The organism is Amycolatopsis iheyensis, assembly GCF_024703995.1.
Taxonomy (GTDB): Bacteria; Actinomycetota; Actinomycetes; order Mycobacteriales; family Pseudonocardiaceae; genus Amycolatopsis; species Amycolatopsis iheyensis.
The window spans coordinates 110,635-129,021 of the sequence record NZ_JAMXQV010000013.1; the positions used below are offsets into that span (position 1 = coordinate 110,635).

The 18,387-nt window shown below is 70.2% G+C and carries 17 protein-coding genes; 8 read left to right on the forward strand and 9 right to left on the reverse strand.

Annotation, left to right across the window (positions count from 1 at the left end):
• The first annotated feature begins 53 nt into the window (after window positions 1-53).
• A complete protein-coding gene (locus tag M8542_RS24400) occupies window positions 54-1,523 on the forward strand; it encodes a DUF1996 domain-containing protein (RefSeq protein WP_257922552.1) in 1,470 nt (489 codons plus the stop codon).
• Window positions 1,524-2,397: 874 nt separating this feature from the next.
• Here M8542_RS24400 and M8542_RS24405 read toward each other — a convergent pair.
• On the reverse strand, window positions 2,398-3,462 hold the full coding sequence (locus tag M8542_RS24405) for an Lrp/AsnC family transcriptional regulator (RefSeq protein ID WP_257922553.1): 1,065 nt from the start codon (window positions 3,460-3,462) through the stop codon (window positions 2,398-2,400).
• Window positions 3,463-3,530: 68 nt separating this feature from the next.
• Here M8542_RS24405 and M8542_RS24410 point away from each other — a divergent pair, with 68 nt between their 5' ends.
• The 4 genes from M8542_RS24410 to M8542_RS24425 are packed head-to-tail and all read left to right on the forward strand — an operon-like array spanning window position 3,531 to window position 7,535.
• On the forward strand, window positions 3,531-4,724 hold the full coding sequence (locus tag M8542_RS24410) for a M20 metallopeptidase family protein (RefSeq protein ID WP_257922554.1): 1,194 nt from the start codon (window positions 3,531-3,533) through the stop codon (window positions 4,722-4,724).
• 5 nt (window positions 4,725-4,729) lie between these two features.
• Window positions 4,730-4,927, forward strand: coding sequence for a hypothetical protein (locus M8542_RS24415; RefSeq protein WP_257922555.1), 198 nt, complete (start codon window positions 4,730-4,732; stop codon window positions 4,925-4,927).
• Window positions 4,924-6,336, forward strand: a complete 1,413-nt coding sequence (locus tag M8542_RS24420) for a sodium:solute symporter family protein (protein WP_257922556.1) — start codon at window positions 4,924-4,926, stop codon at window positions 6,334-6,336. The genes M8542_RS24415 and M8542_RS24420 overlap by 4 nt, the downstream gene beginning before the upstream one ends.
• A complete protein-coding gene (locus M8542_RS24425) occupies window positions 6,333-7,535 on the forward strand; it encodes a metal-dependent hydrolase family protein (protein WP_257922557.1) in 1,203 nt (400 codons plus the stop codon). The genes M8542_RS24420 and M8542_RS24425 overlap by 4 nt, the downstream gene beginning before the upstream one ends.
• Before the next feature lie 6 nt (window positions 7,536-7,541).
• Here the strand turns inward: M8542_RS24425 and M8542_RS24430 are convergent, their stop codons facing one another.
• The 4 genes from M8542_RS24430 to M8542_RS24445 form a co-directional block, all read right to left on the reverse strand.
• Window positions 7,542-8,486: a TIR domain-containing protein gene (locus M8542_RS24430; protein ID WP_257922558.1), complete on the reverse strand. Its 945-nt coding sequence runs from the start codon at window positions 8,484-8,486 to the stop codon at window positions 7,542-7,544.
• 18 nt (window positions 8,487-8,504) lie between these two features.
• On the reverse strand, window positions 8,505-9,506 hold the full coding sequence (locus M8542_RS24435) for a hypothetical protein (protein WP_257922559.1): 1,002 nt from the start codon (window positions 9,504-9,506) through the stop codon (window positions 8,505-8,507).
• Window positions 9,507-9,684: 178 nt separating this feature from the next.
• The gene (locus M8542_RS24440) at window positions 9,685-10,482 is read right to left on the reverse strand and encodes an alpha/beta hydrolase (protein ID WP_257922560.1); all 798 of its coding nucleotides are present in this window, start codon (window positions 10,480-10,482) and stop codon (window positions 9,685-9,687) included.
• Window positions 10,483-10,532: 50 nt separating this feature from the next.
• Window positions 10,533-11,690, reverse strand: a complete 1,158-nt coding sequence (locus M8542_RS24445) for a steroid 3-ketoacyl-CoA thiolase (protein ID WP_257922561.1) — start codon at window positions 11,688-11,690, stop codon at window positions 10,533-10,535.
• 232 nt (window positions 11,691-11,922) lie between these two features.
• Here M8542_RS24445 and M8542_RS24450 point away from each other — a divergent pair, with 232 nt between their 5' ends.
• Window positions 11,923-13,149, forward strand: coding sequence for a cytochrome P450 (locus M8542_RS24450; RefSeq protein WP_257922562.1), 1,227 nt, complete (start codon window positions 11,923-11,925; stop codon window positions 13,147-13,149).
• Here M8542_RS24450 and M8542_RS24455 read toward each other — a convergent pair.
• Window positions 13,121-13,702: a dienelactone hydrolase family protein gene (locus M8542_RS24455; RefSeq protein ID WP_257922563.1), complete on the reverse strand. Its 582-nt coding sequence runs from the start codon at window positions 13,700-13,702 to the stop codon at window positions 13,121-13,123. The genes M8542_RS24450 and M8542_RS24455 overlap by 29 nt on opposite strands.
• A 35-nt stretch (window positions 13,703-13,737) precedes the next feature.
• On the opposite strand from M8542_RS24455, the gene M8542_RS24460 reads away from it, so the two are divergent.
• A complete protein-coding gene (locus M8542_RS24460) occupies window positions 13,738-14,529 on the forward strand; it encodes a transglutaminase-like domain-containing protein (protein ID WP_257922564.1) in 792 nt (263 codons plus the stop codon).
• A 59-nt stretch (window positions 14,530-14,588) separates the two neighbouring features.
• Window positions 14,589-15,608, forward strand: a complete 1,020-nt coding sequence (locus M8542_RS24465) for a YhjD/YihY/BrkB family envelope integrity protein (RefSeq protein WP_257922565.1) — start codon at window positions 14,589-14,591, stop codon at window positions 15,606-15,608.
• Here M8542_RS24465 and M8542_RS24470 read toward each other — a convergent pair.
• From M8542_RS24470 to M8542_RS24480, 3 genes are read right to left on the reverse strand one after another with little or no spacing between them, the layout of a single operon-like run.
• Window positions 15,583-16,194: a TetR/AcrR family transcriptional regulator gene (locus M8542_RS24470; RefSeq protein ID WP_257922566.1), complete on the reverse strand. Its 612-nt coding sequence runs from the start codon at window positions 16,192-16,194 to the stop codon at window positions 15,583-15,585. The genes M8542_RS24465 and M8542_RS24470 overlap by 26 nt on opposite strands.
• 15 nt (window positions 16,195-16,209) lie before the next feature.
• The gene (locus tag M8542_RS24475; RefSeq protein ID WP_257922567.1) at window positions 16,210-17,373 is read right to left on the reverse strand and encodes a thiolase family protein; all 1,164 of its coding nucleotides are present in this window, start codon (window positions 17,371-17,373) and stop codon (window positions 16,210-16,212) included.
• Window positions 17,370-18,383 (reverse strand): thiolase family protein, encoded by a 1,014-nt coding sequence (locus M8542_RS24480; RefSeq protein WP_257922568.1) that lies wholly within the window; start codon window positions 18,381-18,383, stop codon window positions 17,370-17,372. The genes M8542_RS24475 and M8542_RS24480 overlap by 4 nt, the downstream gene beginning before the upstream one ends.
• Window positions 18,384-18,387 lie beyond the last annotated feature (4 nt).

An 18,387-nucleotide genomic window follows, 5' to 3' on the forward strand; every position in this document is an offset into this window, starting at 1 on the left:
CGGGCCACCGCGAGTTCGGCGTGCCCGGAATAACGAACGAGGTGAACTAGTCTATGGCCCGGAACCATTCTCGGTCCCCCGTGACGGGCAAACATCGCGTCGCGCGCCGAACCAAGATCGCGATGGGCGCGATCGGCCTGGCGATCGCCGTCGGCGCACTCGCCGTCGCGGTCACCACGGGCCGCACGGGCGAGGCGAGCGCGGACCCCGCGGACCCGTCGTTCTTCATCGACATCAACAAGGTTCCCGCCGGCAACAACGTCAACGCGGCGCTGCAGAAGAAGGGCGCGCAGGGATCCTTCACCGTCGACTGTGGAACGAACGCGGACGGCGCGCACCACAACCCGGACAACTTCATCGCGCAGCCCGGGATCAAGAACGGCGCCCAGCACCTGCACGACTACGTCGGCAACGTGACCACGGACGCCGACTCGAGCCTGAAGAGCCTCCTCGCCGGCGACACCACCTGCAAGAACGGTGACCAGTCGGCCTACTTCTGGCCGGTGATCCGGATCGACCGCGAAGACAACGCGGCGAACGACAACGAAAACCAGCAGGCGCAGCAGAAGCAGAAGGGCAAGACCGGCGACGTCCAGCAGGACAAGAGCGCCCAGGACGCCAAGGACGCGCAGGACGCCGGTCAGGGCCAGGACGACCAGGACGCGCAGAACCAGGACGACCAGAACGCCGATCAGAACACGCAGGACCAGGACCAGAACGCGCAGGACCAGAACGGCCAGCAGCAGAAGCGGCGCAACACCGGTGGCGGCGCGGGCCGCGGCGGTGACCAGAACGCCCAGCAGCAGGACGGTCAGGACCAGCAGGACCAGCAGCAGGCCCAGGACCGCCGTCGTGGCGGGAAGAACGGCGGCCAGAACAACAACGGCGGCCAGAACAACAACGGCGGCAACCAGAACAGCTCGGCGGCCGCGCCGCCGGCCGACCAGGAGCTCGGCGGCCCGGAGGGCGCGAACGAAGAGGTCGGCGACAACGACGGCGAGATCATCGAGCCCGAGTCGGCGACGCTGAAGTTCATCGGTGGCGGCGCGAACCAGGTCGTCGCGATGCCGCTCGGCCTGAAGATCCTCTACGGTGACGCCAAGCAGAGCACCAACGGCCCGGCCAACGCCCGGCCCAGCTGGACCTGCACCGGGTTCGAGGACCGGCTGACCGACCTCTACCCGATCTGCCCGGCCGGCAGCAAGGTCGAGCGCATCCACGCCTTCCCGAACTGCTGGGACGGCAAGAACACCGACAGCGCGAACCACCGCACGCACATCGTGTTCGCGAACCAGCAGGGCAAGTGCCCCAAGGGTTTCAAGAACGTGCCGCAGCTGCAGGTGACGCTGGTCTACGACGTCCCGCAGGACGTCCAGCAGAACGGCCAGTACAAAGTGGACGCGTTCGCCCAGGAAAAGCACAACCCGCGGTCGGACCACGACGACTTCGCGAACGTGATGAGCAAGAAGATCATGGGTCGCCTGGTCAACTGCGTGAACTCCGGTAAGGCCTGCGCGGAATAGCAGTCCGGTGAACCGTGCCCGTCCGGCGGGCACGGTTCATCCGGCCACCCCACCCCGGCCCGGCGGACACTTCCCTCCACCTCACCCCCCGAGTCCGCCGGGCCGGTGCACCACCCGAAGAAACCGCGGGACCCCCGTCCCGCGCCCCGAGCCCCGGCCCGGTGGACACTTCCCTCCACCTCACCCCCCCATGTCCCCCGGGCCGGGATTCTTCACCCACACCGATCCGGCGAAGCCGGGTCAGCGAAGGAGGAAACCGGCGGGAGCCTCCCGCCCGCGAGTTCCGGCCGGTGGACGCTTCCCTCCACCTCACCCCCCGAAGTCCACCGCGCCGGAACTCCTCCTCCACGCCCGATGCCCCCTCAATCACACGAGATGCCCCACCAGACACACGAGAAGCCCCACCAGACACAAGCCGACCTTCCAGGCACGCGAGCCGACCCTCTAGACACGCGAGCCGACTCTCTAAGCACGCGAGCCGACTCTCTAGACACGCGAGCCGACTCTCTAAGCACGCGAGCCGACTCTCCAGGCACGCGAGTCGACCTTCCAGATACGCGAGCCGACCCTCCAAGCACACGAGCCGACCGCTAAGACACGCGAGATCCGGCTCCGATCACGCGAGATCCGGGTCCAATCACACGAGATCCGCCCGCAATCACGCCAGTTCCGGCCTCCGTCACGCGACTCACGTCCACGGTCACGCGAGATCCTCAGACTCCCCGCCCGGCGACCGCCCCTCGGCCGCCGGGCCGGTGCCCGCTTCAGCCAAAGCCACGAAGCCCAAAACCCCGAAGCCCTGAGGCCGAAGCCCTGAAGCGCCCCAATAAAAGAGACCCCGGTCCGGTGGATGCTTCCCTCCACCTAACCCCCCTCATCCCCCGGGCCGGCCTTCGCCGCGGTCCCCGTGCTCCGGTACGGGGACCGCGGCCCAGAAGTCCAGTGGCACCCGGCCGATCCCGCGCCCCGCCGCGTCGAGCAGACGGCCCATCAGCTTGACGCTCCGCAGCGTCACCGCGCGGCCGGTGATCTCCAGCCACGGCAGCTTCGCCGCCAGCACCGCCTCCAGCGCCACCGTCTCCTGGTGCGCGGGCAGCCACACCACCAGCATCAGGTTCGCCGCCCCCGACAGCGCCGCGCACATCCGGACCTCGGGCAGCATCGCCAGCGACCGCGCCGTCGTCTCGAGCTTGTCCGGGGGGACGCGCAGCCACAGCGTCACCGTCACCGGCGCGGGCGACACCGACCGCGCGATCTCGCACCGCACCCGGATCGCGCCGCGGGCCAGCAGTGCGTCCAGCCGGCGCCGGACGGTCGTCGCGCCGACGCCGAGCTCCGCCGCCAGTGACGCCGCCGACGCGCGTGCGTCCGCCCCGAGGGCCAGCACCAGCGCCCGGTCGGCGTCGTCGAAACGCAGGGGAGCGCGGTTCTTCGCCGGCTTCGCCGACAACGCCTCCCGCTGTCCCGGCGAGATCGCGCGCACGCGCCACCGGCTGCCCTCGGTGAACATCCGCGGCGACAGCACCGTGCGTGCCCGCGTCACCCCGGGCACCGCCGCCACCCGCTCGAGCACGTGCGTGCCCAGGTCGCGCACCGTCGGTGCGACGACGTGGGCCAGCAGGTCGCACGGCCCGGCGAGGTGCTCGACGGTGACCACGTGCACGTCGGCCGCCAGCGCGTCGGCCACCCGCAACGCGGCCCCGGGCACGCAGTCGAGCTCGACGAATGCCAGCGCCAGCTGCGCGGTCAGTTCCCCGCCGATGTACGCGGTGAGCCACGCGTCGCCGCGTTCGACCAGCGTGTCCCAGTGCCGGGCGACGGTCACCGCGCCCAGGCCGAGCGCCCGGCCGAGCGTCGACCACGACGCCCGCGGCGCCGCCTGGAGCGCGTCGACCAGTTTGAGGTCCTGCTCGGTCAACATGGCGGATTCTTCGCTCATCGACACTCACAACGGTGGTTTCGGTGTTTTTCCCCGGCCATTGTGCTCGACTCTCGCATGATCTGCGGATGACCCTGCGCTCGGACGCCGCCGCCCTGCTCGACGACCTGGTCGCCCTCCGCCGCGACCTGCACCGGATCCCCGAAATCGGCCTGCACCTGCCGCGCACCCAGGAGCGCGTGCTCGCCGCACTGGACGGCCTGCCCCTCGAAGTCAGCCTCGGCAAGAACCTCTCGTCGATCACGGGAGTCCTGCGCGGCGGCAAGCCCGGTGGCACCGTCCTCCTCCGCGGTGACATGGACGCCCTCCCCGTCACCGAAGCCAGCGGCGAAGACTTCAGCTCCACCCTCGACGGCGCCATGCACGCCTGTGGCCACGACCTGCACACCGCGGGCCTGGTCGGCGCGGCCCGCCTGCTCGCCGCCCGCCAGGACGAGCTGCCCGGCGACGTCGTCTTCATGTTCCAGCCCGGCGAAGAAGGCTGGGACGGCGCCGGCCGCATGATCGACGAAGGCGTCCTGACCGCGTCGGGCAAGCACGTCGACGCCGCCTACGGCCTGCACGTCTCGGCCGCGAGCTACGCGAAGGGCCAGTTCACCGCCCGCCCCGGCACGCTCATGGCGGCGTCGGGCGCCCTCGAGGTCCGGGTGCTCGGCGCGGGCGGCCACGGCTCGTCCCCGCACGACGCGCGCGACCCGATCCCGGCCGCCTGCGAGATGGTCACCGCGCTGCAGACGATGGTGACGCGCACCTTCGACGTCTTCGACCCGGTAGTGGTCACCGTCGGCTCGTTCCACGCCGGCACGCGCCGCAACATCATCCCGGACGACGCGGTGTTCGAAGCCACCCTCCGCTCGTTCTCCCCGGAGGTCGCGGCGAAGGTGGGGGAGCGGGCCGTCCAGGTGTGCCAGGGCATCGCCCAGGCGCACGGGCTCGACGTCGAAGTCACCTACGAGCCCGAATACCCGGCGACGGTCAACGACGCCGGCGCGTACGGCTTCGTCGCCGACACGATCCGTGACGTCTTCGGCGAGGAGCGGTTCACCGAGATGGCCGATCCGATCACCGGCTCGGAGGACTTCTCCCGCGTGCTCGAACGCGTTCCCGGCGCGTACCTGTTCCTCGGCGCGTGCCCGACCGATCCGGCCACCGCGGCGGACAACCATTCGCCGCGCGCCCGCTTCGACGACAGCGTGCTCGGCGACGGCGCCGCGCTGCTGGCCGAGCTCGCCGTCCGCCGCCTCGCGCTCCTGGCCAGGTGAGGCACGTGCGCAGCTACCACTGGCCCCCGCTGCTCCCGGTGCTCGCGCTGGTCCTGATGCCGTTCCTGCCGTTCGTGAACACCACCGGGCTGTGGCTCGGGCTGCCGCGGATGATCGTCTGGGGCGCGTTCTGGTGCCTCATGTTCACCCCGGCGCTGCTGCTGTCCGAACGTCTGCTGCGCGGACGGGAGGAGGAGTCGTGATCCTCACCTTCACCCTCGTCGGCATCCTCCTGATCGGTGTCCTCGGTTTCGTCGGCCGGCGCAAGCCCGTCGCCGACCTGGCCGAATGGACCGTCGGCGGCCGCCGCTTCGGCGCGCTGACCATGTGGTTCCTGCAGGCCGGCGAGGTGTTCACCACCTTCACCTTCCTCGGCATGGCCGGTCTCGCGTTCTCCGGCGGCGTCGCGGCGATGTACGCGCTGCCGTACGTGCCGATCGCCTACGTAGTGCTGTTCTTCCTCGCGAAACGCCTGTGGACGATGGGCAAGGACCGCGGCTACCTCACCCAGGGCGACTTCCTCGAGGACCGCTACTCCAGCCGGGCGCTCGGGACGGTGTCGGCGGTGCTCGGCGTCGTGTTCGTGCTGCCCTACCTGCAGCTGCAGATCACCGGGCTGGGGCTGATCGTCCGGCTGGTCACCGGCGACAGCGCGTCGGGGACGCTGAGCATGGTGACCGGCAGCGTGCTGATCGTCGCGTTCGTGCTGTGGGCCGGGCTGCGCGGCGTCGCGGCGACGTCCTACTTCAAGGACGGCATCATGCTGGTCGCCCTGGTGGTGCTCATCATCGCGGTGCCGACGCACTTCGCGGGCGGCATCCCCGCGGTGTTCCACAAGATCGAGCAGCTGCACCCCGAGAAGCTGATCGTCCACAGTGGAGCCAATGATCACGTCTGGTTCGTGACGAGCATGCTGGTCAGCGCCATCGGCGTCGGGCTGATGACGCTGCCGCACTCGTGGCCGGCGCTGATGTCGGCGCGCGACCCGAAGGTGCTGCGGCGCAACTACACCTGGATGCCGGTGTACGAGCTGTGCCTGCTGCTGCCCATGCTGATCGGCTTCGCGGCGATCATCGTCGTGCCCAAGGGCAGTGATCCGAACGGCGTACTGCTGACGCTGTCGAAAGACGCATTGCCGGGCTGGGTGACCGGGATCGTCGTGGTCGCCGCGACGGCCACCGCGATGGTCCCGGCCGCCGGGATCCTGATCGGGATCTCGTCGCTGGTGGCGCGCAACATAGTCCGCGTGCGCAGCGGCCGCAAGCAGTTCTGGATCAACCACGGCACGGTTGTGCTCGCGAGTACTCTTGCCCTCGTGCTCGGCATCTTCCGGCCGGACCTGCTGGCCAACCTGCTGTTGCTCACCTATTCGGGGTCGGTCCAGCTGGCCCCGGCGAACCTGCTGGGCTTCCTGCGGCGGGTGCCCGTCGGCAAGGTCCCGGTGTTCGCCGGGCTGATCGCCGGCGAGCTCGTCGTCATCTGGCTGACCTTTGTGGACACTCACTTCGCCGGCACGGTCAACGTCGGTCTCATCGGGCTCGGCGTGAACGTCGTCGTGCTCGCGCTGGCCGCTGCCGTGCAGCGCCAGGTTTCCCCCAAGGAGGCGGTGTGACTCGCACGGTGTTCACCGGCGGTTCGGTGTTCGACGGCACCGGGTCCGAGCCGGCGGCGGCGGACGTCGTCGTCGAGCACGGCCGGATCGTCGAGGTCGGCACGGGCCTGGACGGCGAGGAGAGCGTCGACTGCGAAGGCGCGGTGCTGCTGCCCGGGCTGTTCGACTGCCACGTGCACGTCACGGTGTCGGAGATCGGGCTGCTGTCGCGGGTGCAGAAGCCGTTCTCCTACCAGTTCTACGAGGCCGCGCGGAACCTGTGGGCGACGCTCGGGCTGGGCATCACGACGGTGCGCGACGCCTCCGGCGCGGACCTCGGCATCAAGCAGGCGGTGGACGACGGGCTGATCCCGGGGCCGCGGCTGCAGATCTCGATCGGGCTGATCAGTCAGACCGGCGGGCACGGCGACAGCTGGAACCCGTCGAGCATCTGCGTCCCGCTACTGGTGCCGCACCCGGGCCGCCCGGACGCGACGGCCGACGGCCCGGACGAGATCCGCCGGGTGGCCCGCACGCTGCTGCGAGCCGGCGCGGACGTGCTGAAGGTGTGCACGACGGGCGGTGTGCTGTCGCCGCGTGACGACCCGAGGCATTCGCAGTACACGCCGGAGGAGCTGGAGGTCCTGGTCGCGGAGGCGGCGATGCAGGGCCGCCCGGTGATGGCGCACGCGCAGGGATCCGCGGGCATCAAGAACGCGGTCCGGGCGGGCGTGCGTTCGATCGAGCACGGCATCTACCTGGACGACGAGGCGATCGAGCTGATGCTCGGCCACGGCACGTGGCTGGTCCCGACGCTGATCGCCCCGGTCAATGTCGTGCGGGCGGCCGACGCCGGGGTCGACCTGCCTTCTTCGGTTGTCGCGAAGGCGCGGGAGGTGGTGGAGGTCCACCGGGATTCGGTGCGGCGCGCGTACGCGGCGGGGGTCCGGATCGCGATGGGGACGGACAGCGGGGTCGGGCCGCACGGAACGAACCTGGAGGAGCTGGCCCTGATGGCGGCGTGCGGCATGACACCGGCGGACGTGCTGGAGGCGACGACGTCATCGGCGGCGCGGCTGATGGGCCTGGACGGCGAGCTGGGGCGGATCGAGCCGGGGCTGCGGGCCGATCTTGTCGTGGTGGCCGGGGATCCGTACGACTTCCCGGGGTTGGCTTCGAACATCCGGGAGGTTTGGAAGGACGGGGTGCGGGTGGTCTGATCGGGGTCAAGAGTGCACTGCCGGATTTCCCCAGCCCAGTTCCGGTAGGTAGTTCGACAGCCCGCCCGCCATCCGGACGCCGGCAAGCAGGGGGCTTTCGGTCGTACCCGGGCGGTATGACTGCATCTCCAACCTCAGCACGTCGGTGACGTCCGCCCTGAGCACCTGGGACTGTCCTTGCTTGACTGTCACTTCTGCGCTGGGTCGCCCGTCCAGGAGAACGCGGAAGACTCCGACCTGGTCTGCGTCGACCGCGTCGTCGAGGACGCCGACGATCGACTCGAACCGGCGGTAGCTGCGGCCGAGGTTGAAGCTGATCGAGCCCCGAGGGCTCTGCGCGAAGTCGCGGCAGCGGTGGATGATGCTGTCGCTGAAGAGCCGGTTGTCGATGGTGGCGGGGCTGACGCGGACATCAGACGTTCGGCTGATGGCAGGCAGCGTAGCCACGAGGACCGAGTCGGGGGCCTCGGGCAGCGGGGTCCACCTCGGTCGGACGTACTCCCGAACCGAGTCCGCGAGGTGTTTCAGGTCGTAGTCCGCTGTTCGGTGGTGTAGGCGCAGGTACTGCCGGCGGGCCAGATCGGCGATGGTCCGAGGCAAGTCATCCGCGGTCGGCAGCGCCGTGTCTCCGACCAGGACCGGAACGATCGGTTTGTTGCCCGCGATCGCCAGCTCGATCTCCGTCCGTACCCAGTCGGCGGGTGCGTCGATCCGTCGTCTGCCTTCGTTGTCGGGCTTCAGCCAGTTCGGCCCGATCACTGCGAGGAGCACCGAGCACCCCGACACGGCTCCGATCAGCACGGGGTCGAACGCGACTCCCATGGGAATCGCCCGGCTCGAACGGAAAACCCTGTCGGAACCGAACACCCGGCACAGATTCTGATCAATCAGCACAGCGGTGTCCTGTGCGTCGCCGGCCCGGAAGTTGATGAAGACAGTATCGATGGTCAAGCCTCCGTTCGTGTATCGTCAGCGCCCGGCGGCGACGACGTGGGGGGAACCCCAGACTGCGTTGCCGCTCCGGCAGGGCCGTCCTGTGGGAACGGTGAAAGACGTTCGCAGCTTCAGTGCAAAAACGTTCTCCGGAAGATCGAGGGTGAACGGTTTCTTCTCCCCGGGGTTCACCACGAGCGTCTGTTTCGGGTTGACCCCGTCGTCGTTCAGGAAGACTTCGAACTTCACAGCGAGGTCCGGGGAAGCGGTCGAATCGGTGCCCACTGCTTTGACTTCCAGCCGAGTGAAGTTCTTCAGGCGGAACTGCTGTTCGCCACGGTATGCGCCGCTGTTGCACGTCGCCAGCATGTTCCAAAGGGAATTCGGATACTGCGTCAGTTGCACGTCGTGATCGCCGTGCTGGGCGTGCCACTCGTTGTTAGTGAGCGGCAGATCGAGCAGGGATACCGGCGCGCCTTTGGGCACGCTGCTGCCGTCGCCCGCAACGGCCGGACCTGCCGCGACGGAGCTGGTGTCCGGGTTGGACTCCGTGGTGGGGGTAGGCGAAGCGCTCGTGGACGTCGGCGTGCCTGTCGCCGGTGCGAGAGTGACAGTCGTGGGTGCGGCGATGTTCGTCTGGTCCGACGCTTGGGTCACCCGGGCGGCGACGAATACGGCGGCCAGCAGCACTGTAACGCCCACGACTGCCGCCGCCCAGCGGATCCCTTTTCGTGAAGCCTTCACCTTGCTTGCCTTCCGGCCGCCGAGCACGGACTTCAGTTGTCGGGCGAAGTCTCCGTCCCGAGAAATCTCCTGGCTGAGGTACAGCCGCATCGCACCCGTCTCGACCGAGCCTGTCGGCCGTTCGGTGAACCGAGCAAACACTTCGGCGAGGAACGGTTCGGAAAACCGTGCCTGTACCTGGGTGAGAAGGCCTTCTAGGGCAGCGTTGTACGCGGCAGGGCCATCGGCGGACTTCCGCTGGAGGTATTGCGACAGTACGGACACCGCGTCGCGGGCCAGTTCGGATTCGGCCATCGGCGATCCTCCACCTCGGTCACTGATCTACCGGCCCGCGAGCATACGTGCGAAAATCGATCATCGTCGCGCGGGGTGCCGGTACTAGATCCAGCTGTGGCCGTTTTGTTGGAAACGCGGGATGGGTTGGCAAAATTTGTCGCGAATCTGTCCTCTTTTTGGCCTTTCCGGCCTGAGGTCAGAGTTCCGGGCTCAACAGGTCCTTCAACGCCGCCGCGAACTTCGCCGGGTTTCGCTGGGGCGCCAAATGCGCCCCCGGCAGCTCCGTGAACGGCAGCCCCAGCTCCAGCGCCAGGATCTTCGCCGGCTGGTAGTGGTAGTGCCCCCGGCTGCCCTCACCCGCCACCGGGAAGATCTCCGTGCTCGCGCGACGCAGTGCGCGCAGGTCCGGCAGGTAGTCGAAGAACTCGGTCAGCTCGCGGTCGAACAACCGCACCCAGTCCTCCTCGTGCGGGAGGCGGATCGTCGGCAGGTCCGGCAGGGCCGCGCCCGCGATCGCGTCCGCGAACCGGGTCACCGCCGTCATCAGCTCACCCGAACGGGCCAGCCGGACCTGGTCCGCTGCCGCTTCGAGCCAGGCGCCCGCGTCCGGCATCAGGTGCACCGCCGGGGGTTCGTGCGCGACCAGCGTCGTCACGCTGTCCGGGTGGCGGGCCACCAGCTCGAGGCCGATCAGCGCGCCCGCGCTCGAGCCGAACACCAGCGCCGGGCCGTCGGTCGCGTGCGTGAGCACCGCCAGCGCGTCTTCTGCCTGCAAGGACACCGGGACCGGGCCGGTCGTGGTGTCCGTGCTGGCGAAGTGCCCGCGCCGGTCGTAGGTGATCACGGTGAAGTCCGCGTACAGCTGCTTCGCCAGCGCGCGGTAGGCGTCGCCCGCTCCGGTGCCGCCGGAGATCAGCAGCAGCACCGGTCCCTCGCCACCTCGGCGAACGAGGAGCTCACCGTTTTCCACCGGGCAACGGCTTTCCGAGATCATGCCCCGAAGTGAAGCACAACCGGCCGACCCGGCAGCGCGGTGGTCGCGGCCTAAAGGCGCTCGATGATCGACGCCGTCGCCAGCGCGCCGCCCGCGCACATCGTCACCAGCGCCGTCGACGCGTCGCGGCGTTCCAGCTCGTGCAACGCCGTCGTCAGCAGGCGCGCTCCCGTGCTGCCCACCGGGTGACCCAGCGCGATCGCGCCGCCGTTGACGTTCACCCGGGACTCGTCCGGGGCCAGGGTCCGCTGCCAGGACAGCGCCACCGACGCGAACGCCTCGTTGACCTCGAACAGGTCCGGGTCGGCGATCGTCATCCCGGCGCGGGCGAGCACCCGCTCCGTCGCGCGGATCGGGCCGTCCAGGTGGTAGTACGGCTCCGCGCCCACCAGCGCCTGCGCCACGATCCGGGCCCGCGGGCGCAAGCCCAGCGCGGCAGCCCGCTCCGACGACATCAGCAGCAGCGCCGCCGCGCCGTCGGAGATCTGGGACGACGTGCCCGCCGTGTGGATCCCGTCCTCCACCACCGGCTTCAGCCGCGCGAGGCCTTCCACGGTCGTCTCGCGCAGGCCCTGGTCGCGGCCGACCAAGCGCGTCTCGCCGGTCGGCTCGTGGGCTTCGGACAGCACCGGCGCCTTCACCGGCACCACTTCGCGGTCGAAGTGCCCGGCCTCCCACGCGGCCGCCGCCTTCTGCTGCGACGCGGCGCCGAACGCGTCGACGTCCGCGCGCGTGAGACCCCGCCGCACGGCGATGCGCTCCGCCGCGCCGTACTGGTTCGGCAGGTCGATCGACCACGACGCCGGCCGCGGGGACGCGCCGGCCCGGTTCGCGCCCAGCGGGACCCGGCTCATCGCCTCGACCCCGCACGCGACGCCCACCTCGATGGCGTCCGCCGCGATCAGACCCGCCACCAGGTGCGTGGCCTGCTGGGCCGAGCCGCACTGGGCGTCGATCGTCGTCGCGCCCGCCGTCTCGGGCAGGCCCGCGTGCAGCCACGCCGTGCGCGTGACGTTGTTCGACTGCTCGCCGGCCTGCGTGACGCAGCCGCCGATGAGCTGCTCGACCAGCGCCGGGTCGACGCCCGCGCGGTCGAGCAGGGCCAGCTGCGCGGCGCCCAGCAGCTCGGCCGCGTGCAGGCCGGCCAGCAGCCCGCCCCGCTTGCCGATCGGGGTCCGCACGGCTTCGACGATGACCGGCACGCCCATGTCGTCCCTTTCGTCGGGAAACTTGATCCAGTGACCCAAAAACTAGAACAAGTTATCGTTCTAGGCAAGTCGCCCCAGGATCCGCGCGATCTTGATCTTCACGGGGTGAGCGTGCGCTCACCTGCCATCATCGGTCAAGTAAACGGGTTTCACTAAACCCTCTTCCGTTAGTTAACACCGTATGCTTCAATCCAGGTAGAACGTGTTTCAAAGGCGAACCGTGGGAGGCAACGTGGCCGCTCCGCTCATCCCCGCCGGTTTCGACTTCACGGACCCGGACCTCTACGCCCAACGGCTCCCGGTGGACGAGTTCGCCGAGCTCCGGCGGACGGCTCCCGTGTGGTGGAACCCCCAGAAGCACAACACCGCGGGGTTCCGCGACGACGGCTACTGGGTCGTCTCGCGCCACGCGGACGTCAAGGAGGTCTCGCGCGACAGCACGCTCTACTCCTCCAGCGAGAAGACCGCGATCATCCGCTTCGACGAGAGCATGACCGAGGACAACCTCAACGCGAACCGCCTCGTCCTGCTCAACATGGACGCCCCGCAGCACACCAAGCTGCGGCGGATCGTGTCGAAGGGCTTCACCCCGCGCTCGATCGCGAAGCTCGAGGACACCCTGCGCGACCGCGCGGAGCGGATCGTGCACGAGGCCCGCAAGAAGGGCACCGGCGACTTCGTCACCGACGTCGCGTGCGAGCTGCCGCTGCAGGCGATCGCCGAGCTGATCGGCATCCCGCAGGAGGACCGGCTCAAGATCTTCGACTGGTCCAACCAGATGGTCGCCTACGACGACCCCGAGTACGAGGTCGAGCCCCTGGAGGCTTCCGCGCAGCTCATCGGCTACGCCTGGAACATGGCCGAGGACCGCCGCAAGTGCCCGATGGACGACATCGTCACGAAGCTGATCCAGGCCGACGTCGACGGTGAGGCCCTCGGCTCGGACGAGTTCGGCTTCTTCGTCATCCTGCTCGCCGTCGCCGGCAACGAGACCACGCGCAACGCCATCACCCACGGCATGAAGGCGTTCCTCGACCACCCGGACCAGTGGGAGGTCTTCAAGGACCAGCGGCCCAAGACCGCGCCCGACGAGATCGTCCGCTGGGCCACCCCGGTGGTCGCCTTCCAGCGCACCGCCACCCGCGACACCGAGCTGGGCGGCGCGCGGATCCGCAAGGGCGACCGCGTCGGCATGTTCTACAGCTCCGCGAACTTCGACCCCGAGGTGTTCGAAGACGCGGAGAAGTTCGACATCCTCCGCGAGGACAACCCGCACGTCGGCTTCGGCGGCACGGGTTCGCACTACTGCATCGGCGCCAACCTGGCCCGCCTGGAGATCGACCTGATCTTCAACGCGATCGCGGACGTGATGCCGGGCATCACCGAAGCGGAGGCCCCGGTGCGGCTGCGGTCGAGCTGGCTCAACGGGATCAAGCACTACCCGGTTCGGTACGCCTGAGGAACTCCGCGACGCGCTCCCGGGTCAGTTCGGCCGCCGGCGCGTCGTGTTCGGGGCCGTGCGCGTCGAGGTAGAAGTGGCCGGCGCCGGGGTAGCGGAACACCTCGGCGTCGGCGCCCGACCGGGTCGCGGCCGCTTGCCACGCCGCGAGCTGGGCCGGCGGCGTGGTCGGGTCGGGGTCGGCCACGTGCACCTGCACCGGGAACCCGGCGCGGAGGCCGGTGGGCAGGTTCCCCACCGCGTGCAGCAGCACGGCCGCGGCGGCGTCCGGCCGCCGCGGCAGCACGTCTTCGACGACACCCGCGCCCATCGACACGCCCACGAGCACGGTCGCCGCGGGGAGGTCGCGCACCGCGTCGAGGGCCCGTCCGGAGATGGTTTCCCAGCCGACGGCCCGCATCAGCGCGAAGCCTTCGTCGATGGCCGGCGTCGTGCGGCCGTCGTAGAGGTCCGGGGTGGTGACGCGGTGCCCGGCCTCCCGCAGGCGCTCGGCGAACTCGAGTTCGGCGGGCCGGAGCCCCAGGACGGAATGGAACACCACGATGTCGGCCACCCGGCGATTCTGCCAAACGGTGGCATCATGGCCCGATGGCCCCGCGAGCGACCGTCGACGTCGAGTTCTCCTTCCGGGTCACCCGGCCCGGACCCGCGGCGATCTCGGTCGCCGCCGCGCACGCGGACACCGAAGAGCTCACCGTGTCCTGGCACGGCGAGTCCGAGCTCGTCGAGTTCGCGCACGGCACCCGCGCCGAGGTCTTCGCGCTGCCCAAGGGCGAACACCGCGTCACCTACCACGCCGAGCGGGCGCTGACCGACCCCGAACCGGAGCCGGTCACCCTCGCCGACGTCGCCGTGTTCACCCGGCCGAGCCGGTACTGCCCGTCCGACCGGGTCGCCGGGCTCGTCCCGCCCCAGGCCGTCAAGGCCAAGGGGGACAAGGCGAAAGTCGACGCCGTCGTCCGGCACGTCCACGAGCGACTGTCCTATGTGGTCGGTGCGAGCCGCGCGACCGACGACGCGATCGACACGCTCCTGGCCGGGGAGGGCGTCTGCCGCGACTTCGCGCACGTCTGCGTCACCCTCTGCCGCTTCCTCGACATCCCCGCGCGCTACGTCGGCGTCTACGCGCCCGGACTGTCCCCGATGGACTTCCACGCCGTCTTCGAGGCCGGCGTCGACGGGCACTGGCAGGTCTTCGACGCCACCCGCCTGGCGCCGCGGCAGACCATGCTCCGGATCTCCACCGGGCGCGACGCCGCCGACACCTCGTTCCTCGCCACCCTCGGCAGCGAGCTGGACTTCCTGGGCAGCACCGTGTTCGCGACGACGGACGCCGCGCTGCCCGTGGACGACGGCACCGAAGCGGTGATCCTGGGCTGAGCTTGGTCCGACCGCGTGTTGCCTGCGCAAAGACGCGCCTTCCTGGGTAGACAGTGTCCGTGAAGAGTTCCCCCAAGGCGCCGGGCCCCTGGGCCCGGGCGCGCGCCCGGTACCGGTGGCTGGACCACATCGCCCGCGCCGCCGACCGCTACATCGACGCCGGCGGCTACCACTACATCGCCTCCATCACCTACTTCAGCCTGCTCTCGCTCGTGCCGCTGCTGATGGTGACGTCGTCGGTGGCGGGGTTCGTGCTGGCCAGCCAGCCGCACCTGCTCGACACGATGGTCCACGCGATCGTCTCCACCCTGCCCGGCGGTCTGGGGACCAAGGCCACGGACCTGCTCACCGGGTTCGTCAAGCAGCGGACCAGCGTCGGCGCGTTCGGTCTGGTCATCGGCCTCTACTCGGGCTGGAACTGGATGAACGCGCTGCGGGACTCGCTGACCGCGCTGTGGGGGCAGAACCGCTCCGACCAGCCGCTGCTGCGGCTGATCGCCGTCGACCTGCTCGCCCTGGTCGGCTTGAGCGCGGCGCTGCTGGTGTCCTTCACGCTCACCATCTCCGGGACCGCGCTCGGCAGCTACCTGCTGCGCCTGGCCGGGCTGGACGACACGAGCTGGGGCCACCAGCTCGTCTCCGCTTCCTCGGTGCCGCTGTCGCTGGCCGCCGACTGGCTGGTGTTCCTGTGGGTGCTCACCCGGCTGCCGCGGCAGAAGGTCGGCGTGCGCAGCGCGGTCCGCGGCGCGATCGCCCTGGCCGTCGGGTTCGAGGTGCTCAAGCTGGCCGGGGGCTTCTACCTGAGGTTGATCGGCGACTCGCCGACCGGCATCGCGTTCGGCTCGATCATCGGCCTCATCTTCTTCATCTCGCTCGTGGCGCGGCTGCTCGTCTACGTCACGGCGTGGACGGCGACCGGCTCCGACGCGCCGCCGCGGCCGGTGCAGCCACCGGCGCCGGTCGAGCTCAAGCCGGTGGTCGTGGTCGACCCGCCGATCGCCGTGCCGGCCACGGTCGGCGTCGTCACCGGCGTGCTGGGGACGCTGCTGGCCCTCAAGTGGCGACGTTCGCGAGGCTGAACAGCCGCGCGAGCTGGTGGTCGATCAGCGCGATCGCCGCTTCCGGCGTCCGCTGGCCCAGGATGATGCTGGTCTGCAGCCCGTCGACGCTGGACAGCAGCAGCTCGGCTTCGGGCAGCAGCTCCAGGTCGGCGGCCACCTCGCCGCGGTCGCGGCCCCAGCCGAGCAGGTCGGCGGTCAGCCGTTCCAGCTCGGGCGGCGCGGCGCTGAACGCCGACGCGAGCCCGGGGTCCGAAAGGGACCGGACGAAGTAGGCGAGGTGCACGAGGTAACGCGTGCGGCGTTCGTCGTCGACCGGCAGCATCCCGACGAGCATCGCGCGCAGGATCTCGCGCGGGGTCGCGTCCTCCTCCGGGCCGAGACCCGCGCGGATGCTCTCCCCGGCGTCGGCGTTGAGGATCTCCAGCGCGCCGAGCAGCAGGTCGTCGCGGGTGCCGAAGTAGTACTGGACCAGCCGCAGCGAGACCCCGGCTTCGGCCGCGACCTTGCGCAGGGACACGTCTTCCAGCCCACGCGCGCTCGCGATCCGCCAGACCGCTTCGGCGATCTGGCGGCGGCGTTGTTCGTGGTCAGCGAGTCTGGGCATGGTGGGTCGAGCGTATCAACGCGGCTTGTCCGCGCCGACCACCCACATCGAGAAGTACTGCGACCCGCCGCCGTAGGCGTGTCCGACCGCGATGCGCGCGCCGTCCACCTGGTAGTCCCCGGCCCGGCCCATGACCTGCTTCGCCGCCTCGGAGAAGCGGAGCATGCCGGACGCGCCGATCGGGTTGGACGACAGCACCCCGCCGGACGGGTTGACCGGCAGCCGGCCGCCGATCGCCGTCTCGCCGGCCTCGGTGACCTTCCAGCCCTCGCCCTCGGGCGCGAAGCCGAGGTTCTCCAGCCACATCGGCTCGAACCACGAGAACGGCACGTAGATCTCGGCGACGTCCACTTCGGACATCGGGTCCGTGATCCCGGCCTCGGCCCAGAGCGCGGCCGCGGCGTCGCGCCCGGCCTGGGGGTTCACCTGGTCGCGGCCGGCGAACGTGGTCGGCTCGGTGCGCATCGCCGTCGCGTGGACCCACGCCGCGCCGCCCTCGACGGCGTCCCCGGCGGCCTCGTCGCCGAGCACCATCGCGCACGCGCCGTCGGACGACGGGCACGTCTCGTCGTAGCGGATCGGGTCCCACAGCATCTGCGACTTCCGCACCGATTCGACGGTGATGTCGGCCTGCTGGAGGTGGGCGAACGGGTTGAGGGCGCCGTTGCGCCGGTCCTTCGCCGCGACGATCGCGCCGACGTGCTCGGGCGCGCCCGAACGGCGGATGTAGGACCGGACGTGCGGCGCGAAGTAGCCGCCCGCGCCGGCGCCGACCGGCATCTGGAACGGCGGCAGGATCGACAGGCCCCACATCGCGTTCGACTCGGACTGCTTCTCGTAGGCCACGGTGAGCACGCGGCGGTGCACGCCGGACTGGATCAGCGACGTCGCGACCAGCGCCGTCGACCCGCCGACCGACCCGGCGGTGTGCACGCGCAGCAGCGGTTTCCCGGTCGCGCCCAGTGCGTCGGCGAGGAACAGCTCGGGCATCATGACGCCCTCGAACAGGTCCGGCGCCTTGCCGAGCACGACGGCGTCGATATCGGCCCAGCCGACCTGGGCGTCGGTCATCGCGCGGTCGATCGCCTCGCGCAGCAGGCCCGGCATCGAGACGTCCTGCCGCTTGGCGCGGTGGTGCGTCTGGCCGGTGCCGAGCACGGCGGTGAGCTGCTTGGTCATCGGGCCTCCAGCACGGTCACCAGGTTCTGTTGCAGGGCCGGGCCGCTCGTCGCGTGCGCCACGGCCTTGCGGGATTCGCCGCTGTGGATCCGGGCCGCCGCCTCGCCGATGCGGGCGAGTCCGGCGGAGAACATCGGGTTGGCGGCCAGCGCCCCACCCGACGGGTTGATCTTGACGTCGTCCTCGAGCTTCAACGCCGTCCGCAGGATCAGCTCCTGGTGCGTGAACGGCGCGTGCAGCTCGGCGAGGTCGACGCCGTCGAGGTCGAGGGCCCGCGCGGCGATCTCGGTGGACGGGCTGCGGGTGAGGTCGCGGGCGCCGAGCACGGGGGAGTCGACGCGGTGCTCGATGCCGCCGATCACCGCGGGGCGCTCGACGATGTCCTTGGCGCGGTCCACAGTGGACAGGACGATCACGGCGGCGCCGTCGGTCACCGGCGCGATGTCGTGCCGGCGCAGCGGATCCGCGAGGTAGGGCGTGTCGAGCAGCTCGCTGACGTCCCGGTCCGTGCCGCGCGCGGCGACCTCGGCGAGGTCCTTTTCGGACCAGAGCCCGGCTTCGAGGCCCATCCTGGCCTGGATCCCGGCGATCGACACCGAGTCCGGCCACAAGGGAGCGACGACGTACGGGTCGAGCTGCAGGGCGAGCACGCGGCGCAGCTGCCCGGCGCTGGACTTGCCGAAGCCGTAGACGAGCGCGGTTTCGACCTCGCCCATCTTGATCTTCAGCCAGGCTTCGTAGAGCGCCCAGGCGGCGTCCATCTCGACGTGCGACTCGTGGATCGGCGGGAACGCGCCGATCGCGTCGACCGCGGCGATGAAGGAGAAGGCGCGGCCGGCGAGGTAGTCCGACGAGCCGGAGCACCAGAAGCCGATGTCCTGTTTGGTCAGCCCGGTCTTCTCGAAGACCTCGGCGAAGATCGGGACGAGCATTTCCACGCCGTTGGTGGTGCCCTCGGTCTCCCGGACGTTGGGCGCCTTGGCGAAGCCCGCGATGGCGACGTCTGGCATCAGG

Bases quoted from the DNA above. Each gene is read 5' to 3' on its own strand.
- M8542_RS24400 (WP_257922552.1), top strand. From the start codon at position 54: ATGGCCCGGAACCATTCTCGGTCCCCCGTGACGGGCAAACATCGCGTC.
- M8542_RS24470 (WP_257922566.1), bottom strand. From the start codon at position 16,194: ATGCCCAGACTCGCTGACCACGAACAACGCCGCCGCCAGATCGCCGAA.
- M8542_RS24410 (WP_257922554.1), top strand. From the start codon at position 3,531: ATGACCCTGCGCTCGGACGCCGCCGCCCTGCTCGACGACCTGGTCGCC.
- M8542_RS24435 (WP_257922559.1), bottom strand. From the start codon at position 9,506: ATGGCCGAATCCGAACTGGCCCGCGACGCGGTGTCCGTACTGTCGCAA.
- M8542_RS24480 (WP_257922568.1), bottom strand. From the start codon at position 18,383: ATGCCAGACGTCGCCATCGCGGGCTTCGCCAAGGCGCCCAACGTCCGG.
- M8542_RS24475 (WP_257922567.1), bottom strand. From the start codon at position 17,373: ATGACCAAGCAGCTCACCGCCGTGCTCGGCACCGGCCAGACGCACCAC.
- M8542_RS24445 (WP_257922561.1), bottom strand. From the start codon at position 11,690: ATGGGCGTGCCGGTCATCGTCGAAGCCGTGCGGACCCCGATCGGCAAG.
- M8542_RS24460 (WP_257922564.1), top strand. From the start codon at position 13,738: ATGGCCCCGCGAGCGACCGTCGACGTCGAGTTCTCCTTCCGGGTCACC.
- M8542_RS24405 (WP_257922553.1), bottom strand. From the start codon at position 3,462: ATGAGCGAAGAATCCGCCATGTTGACCGAGCAGGACCTCAAACTGGTC.
- M8542_RS24440 (WP_257922560.1), bottom strand. From the start codon at position 10,482: ATGATCTCGGAAAGCCGTTGCCCGGTGGAAAACGGTGAGCTCCTCGTT.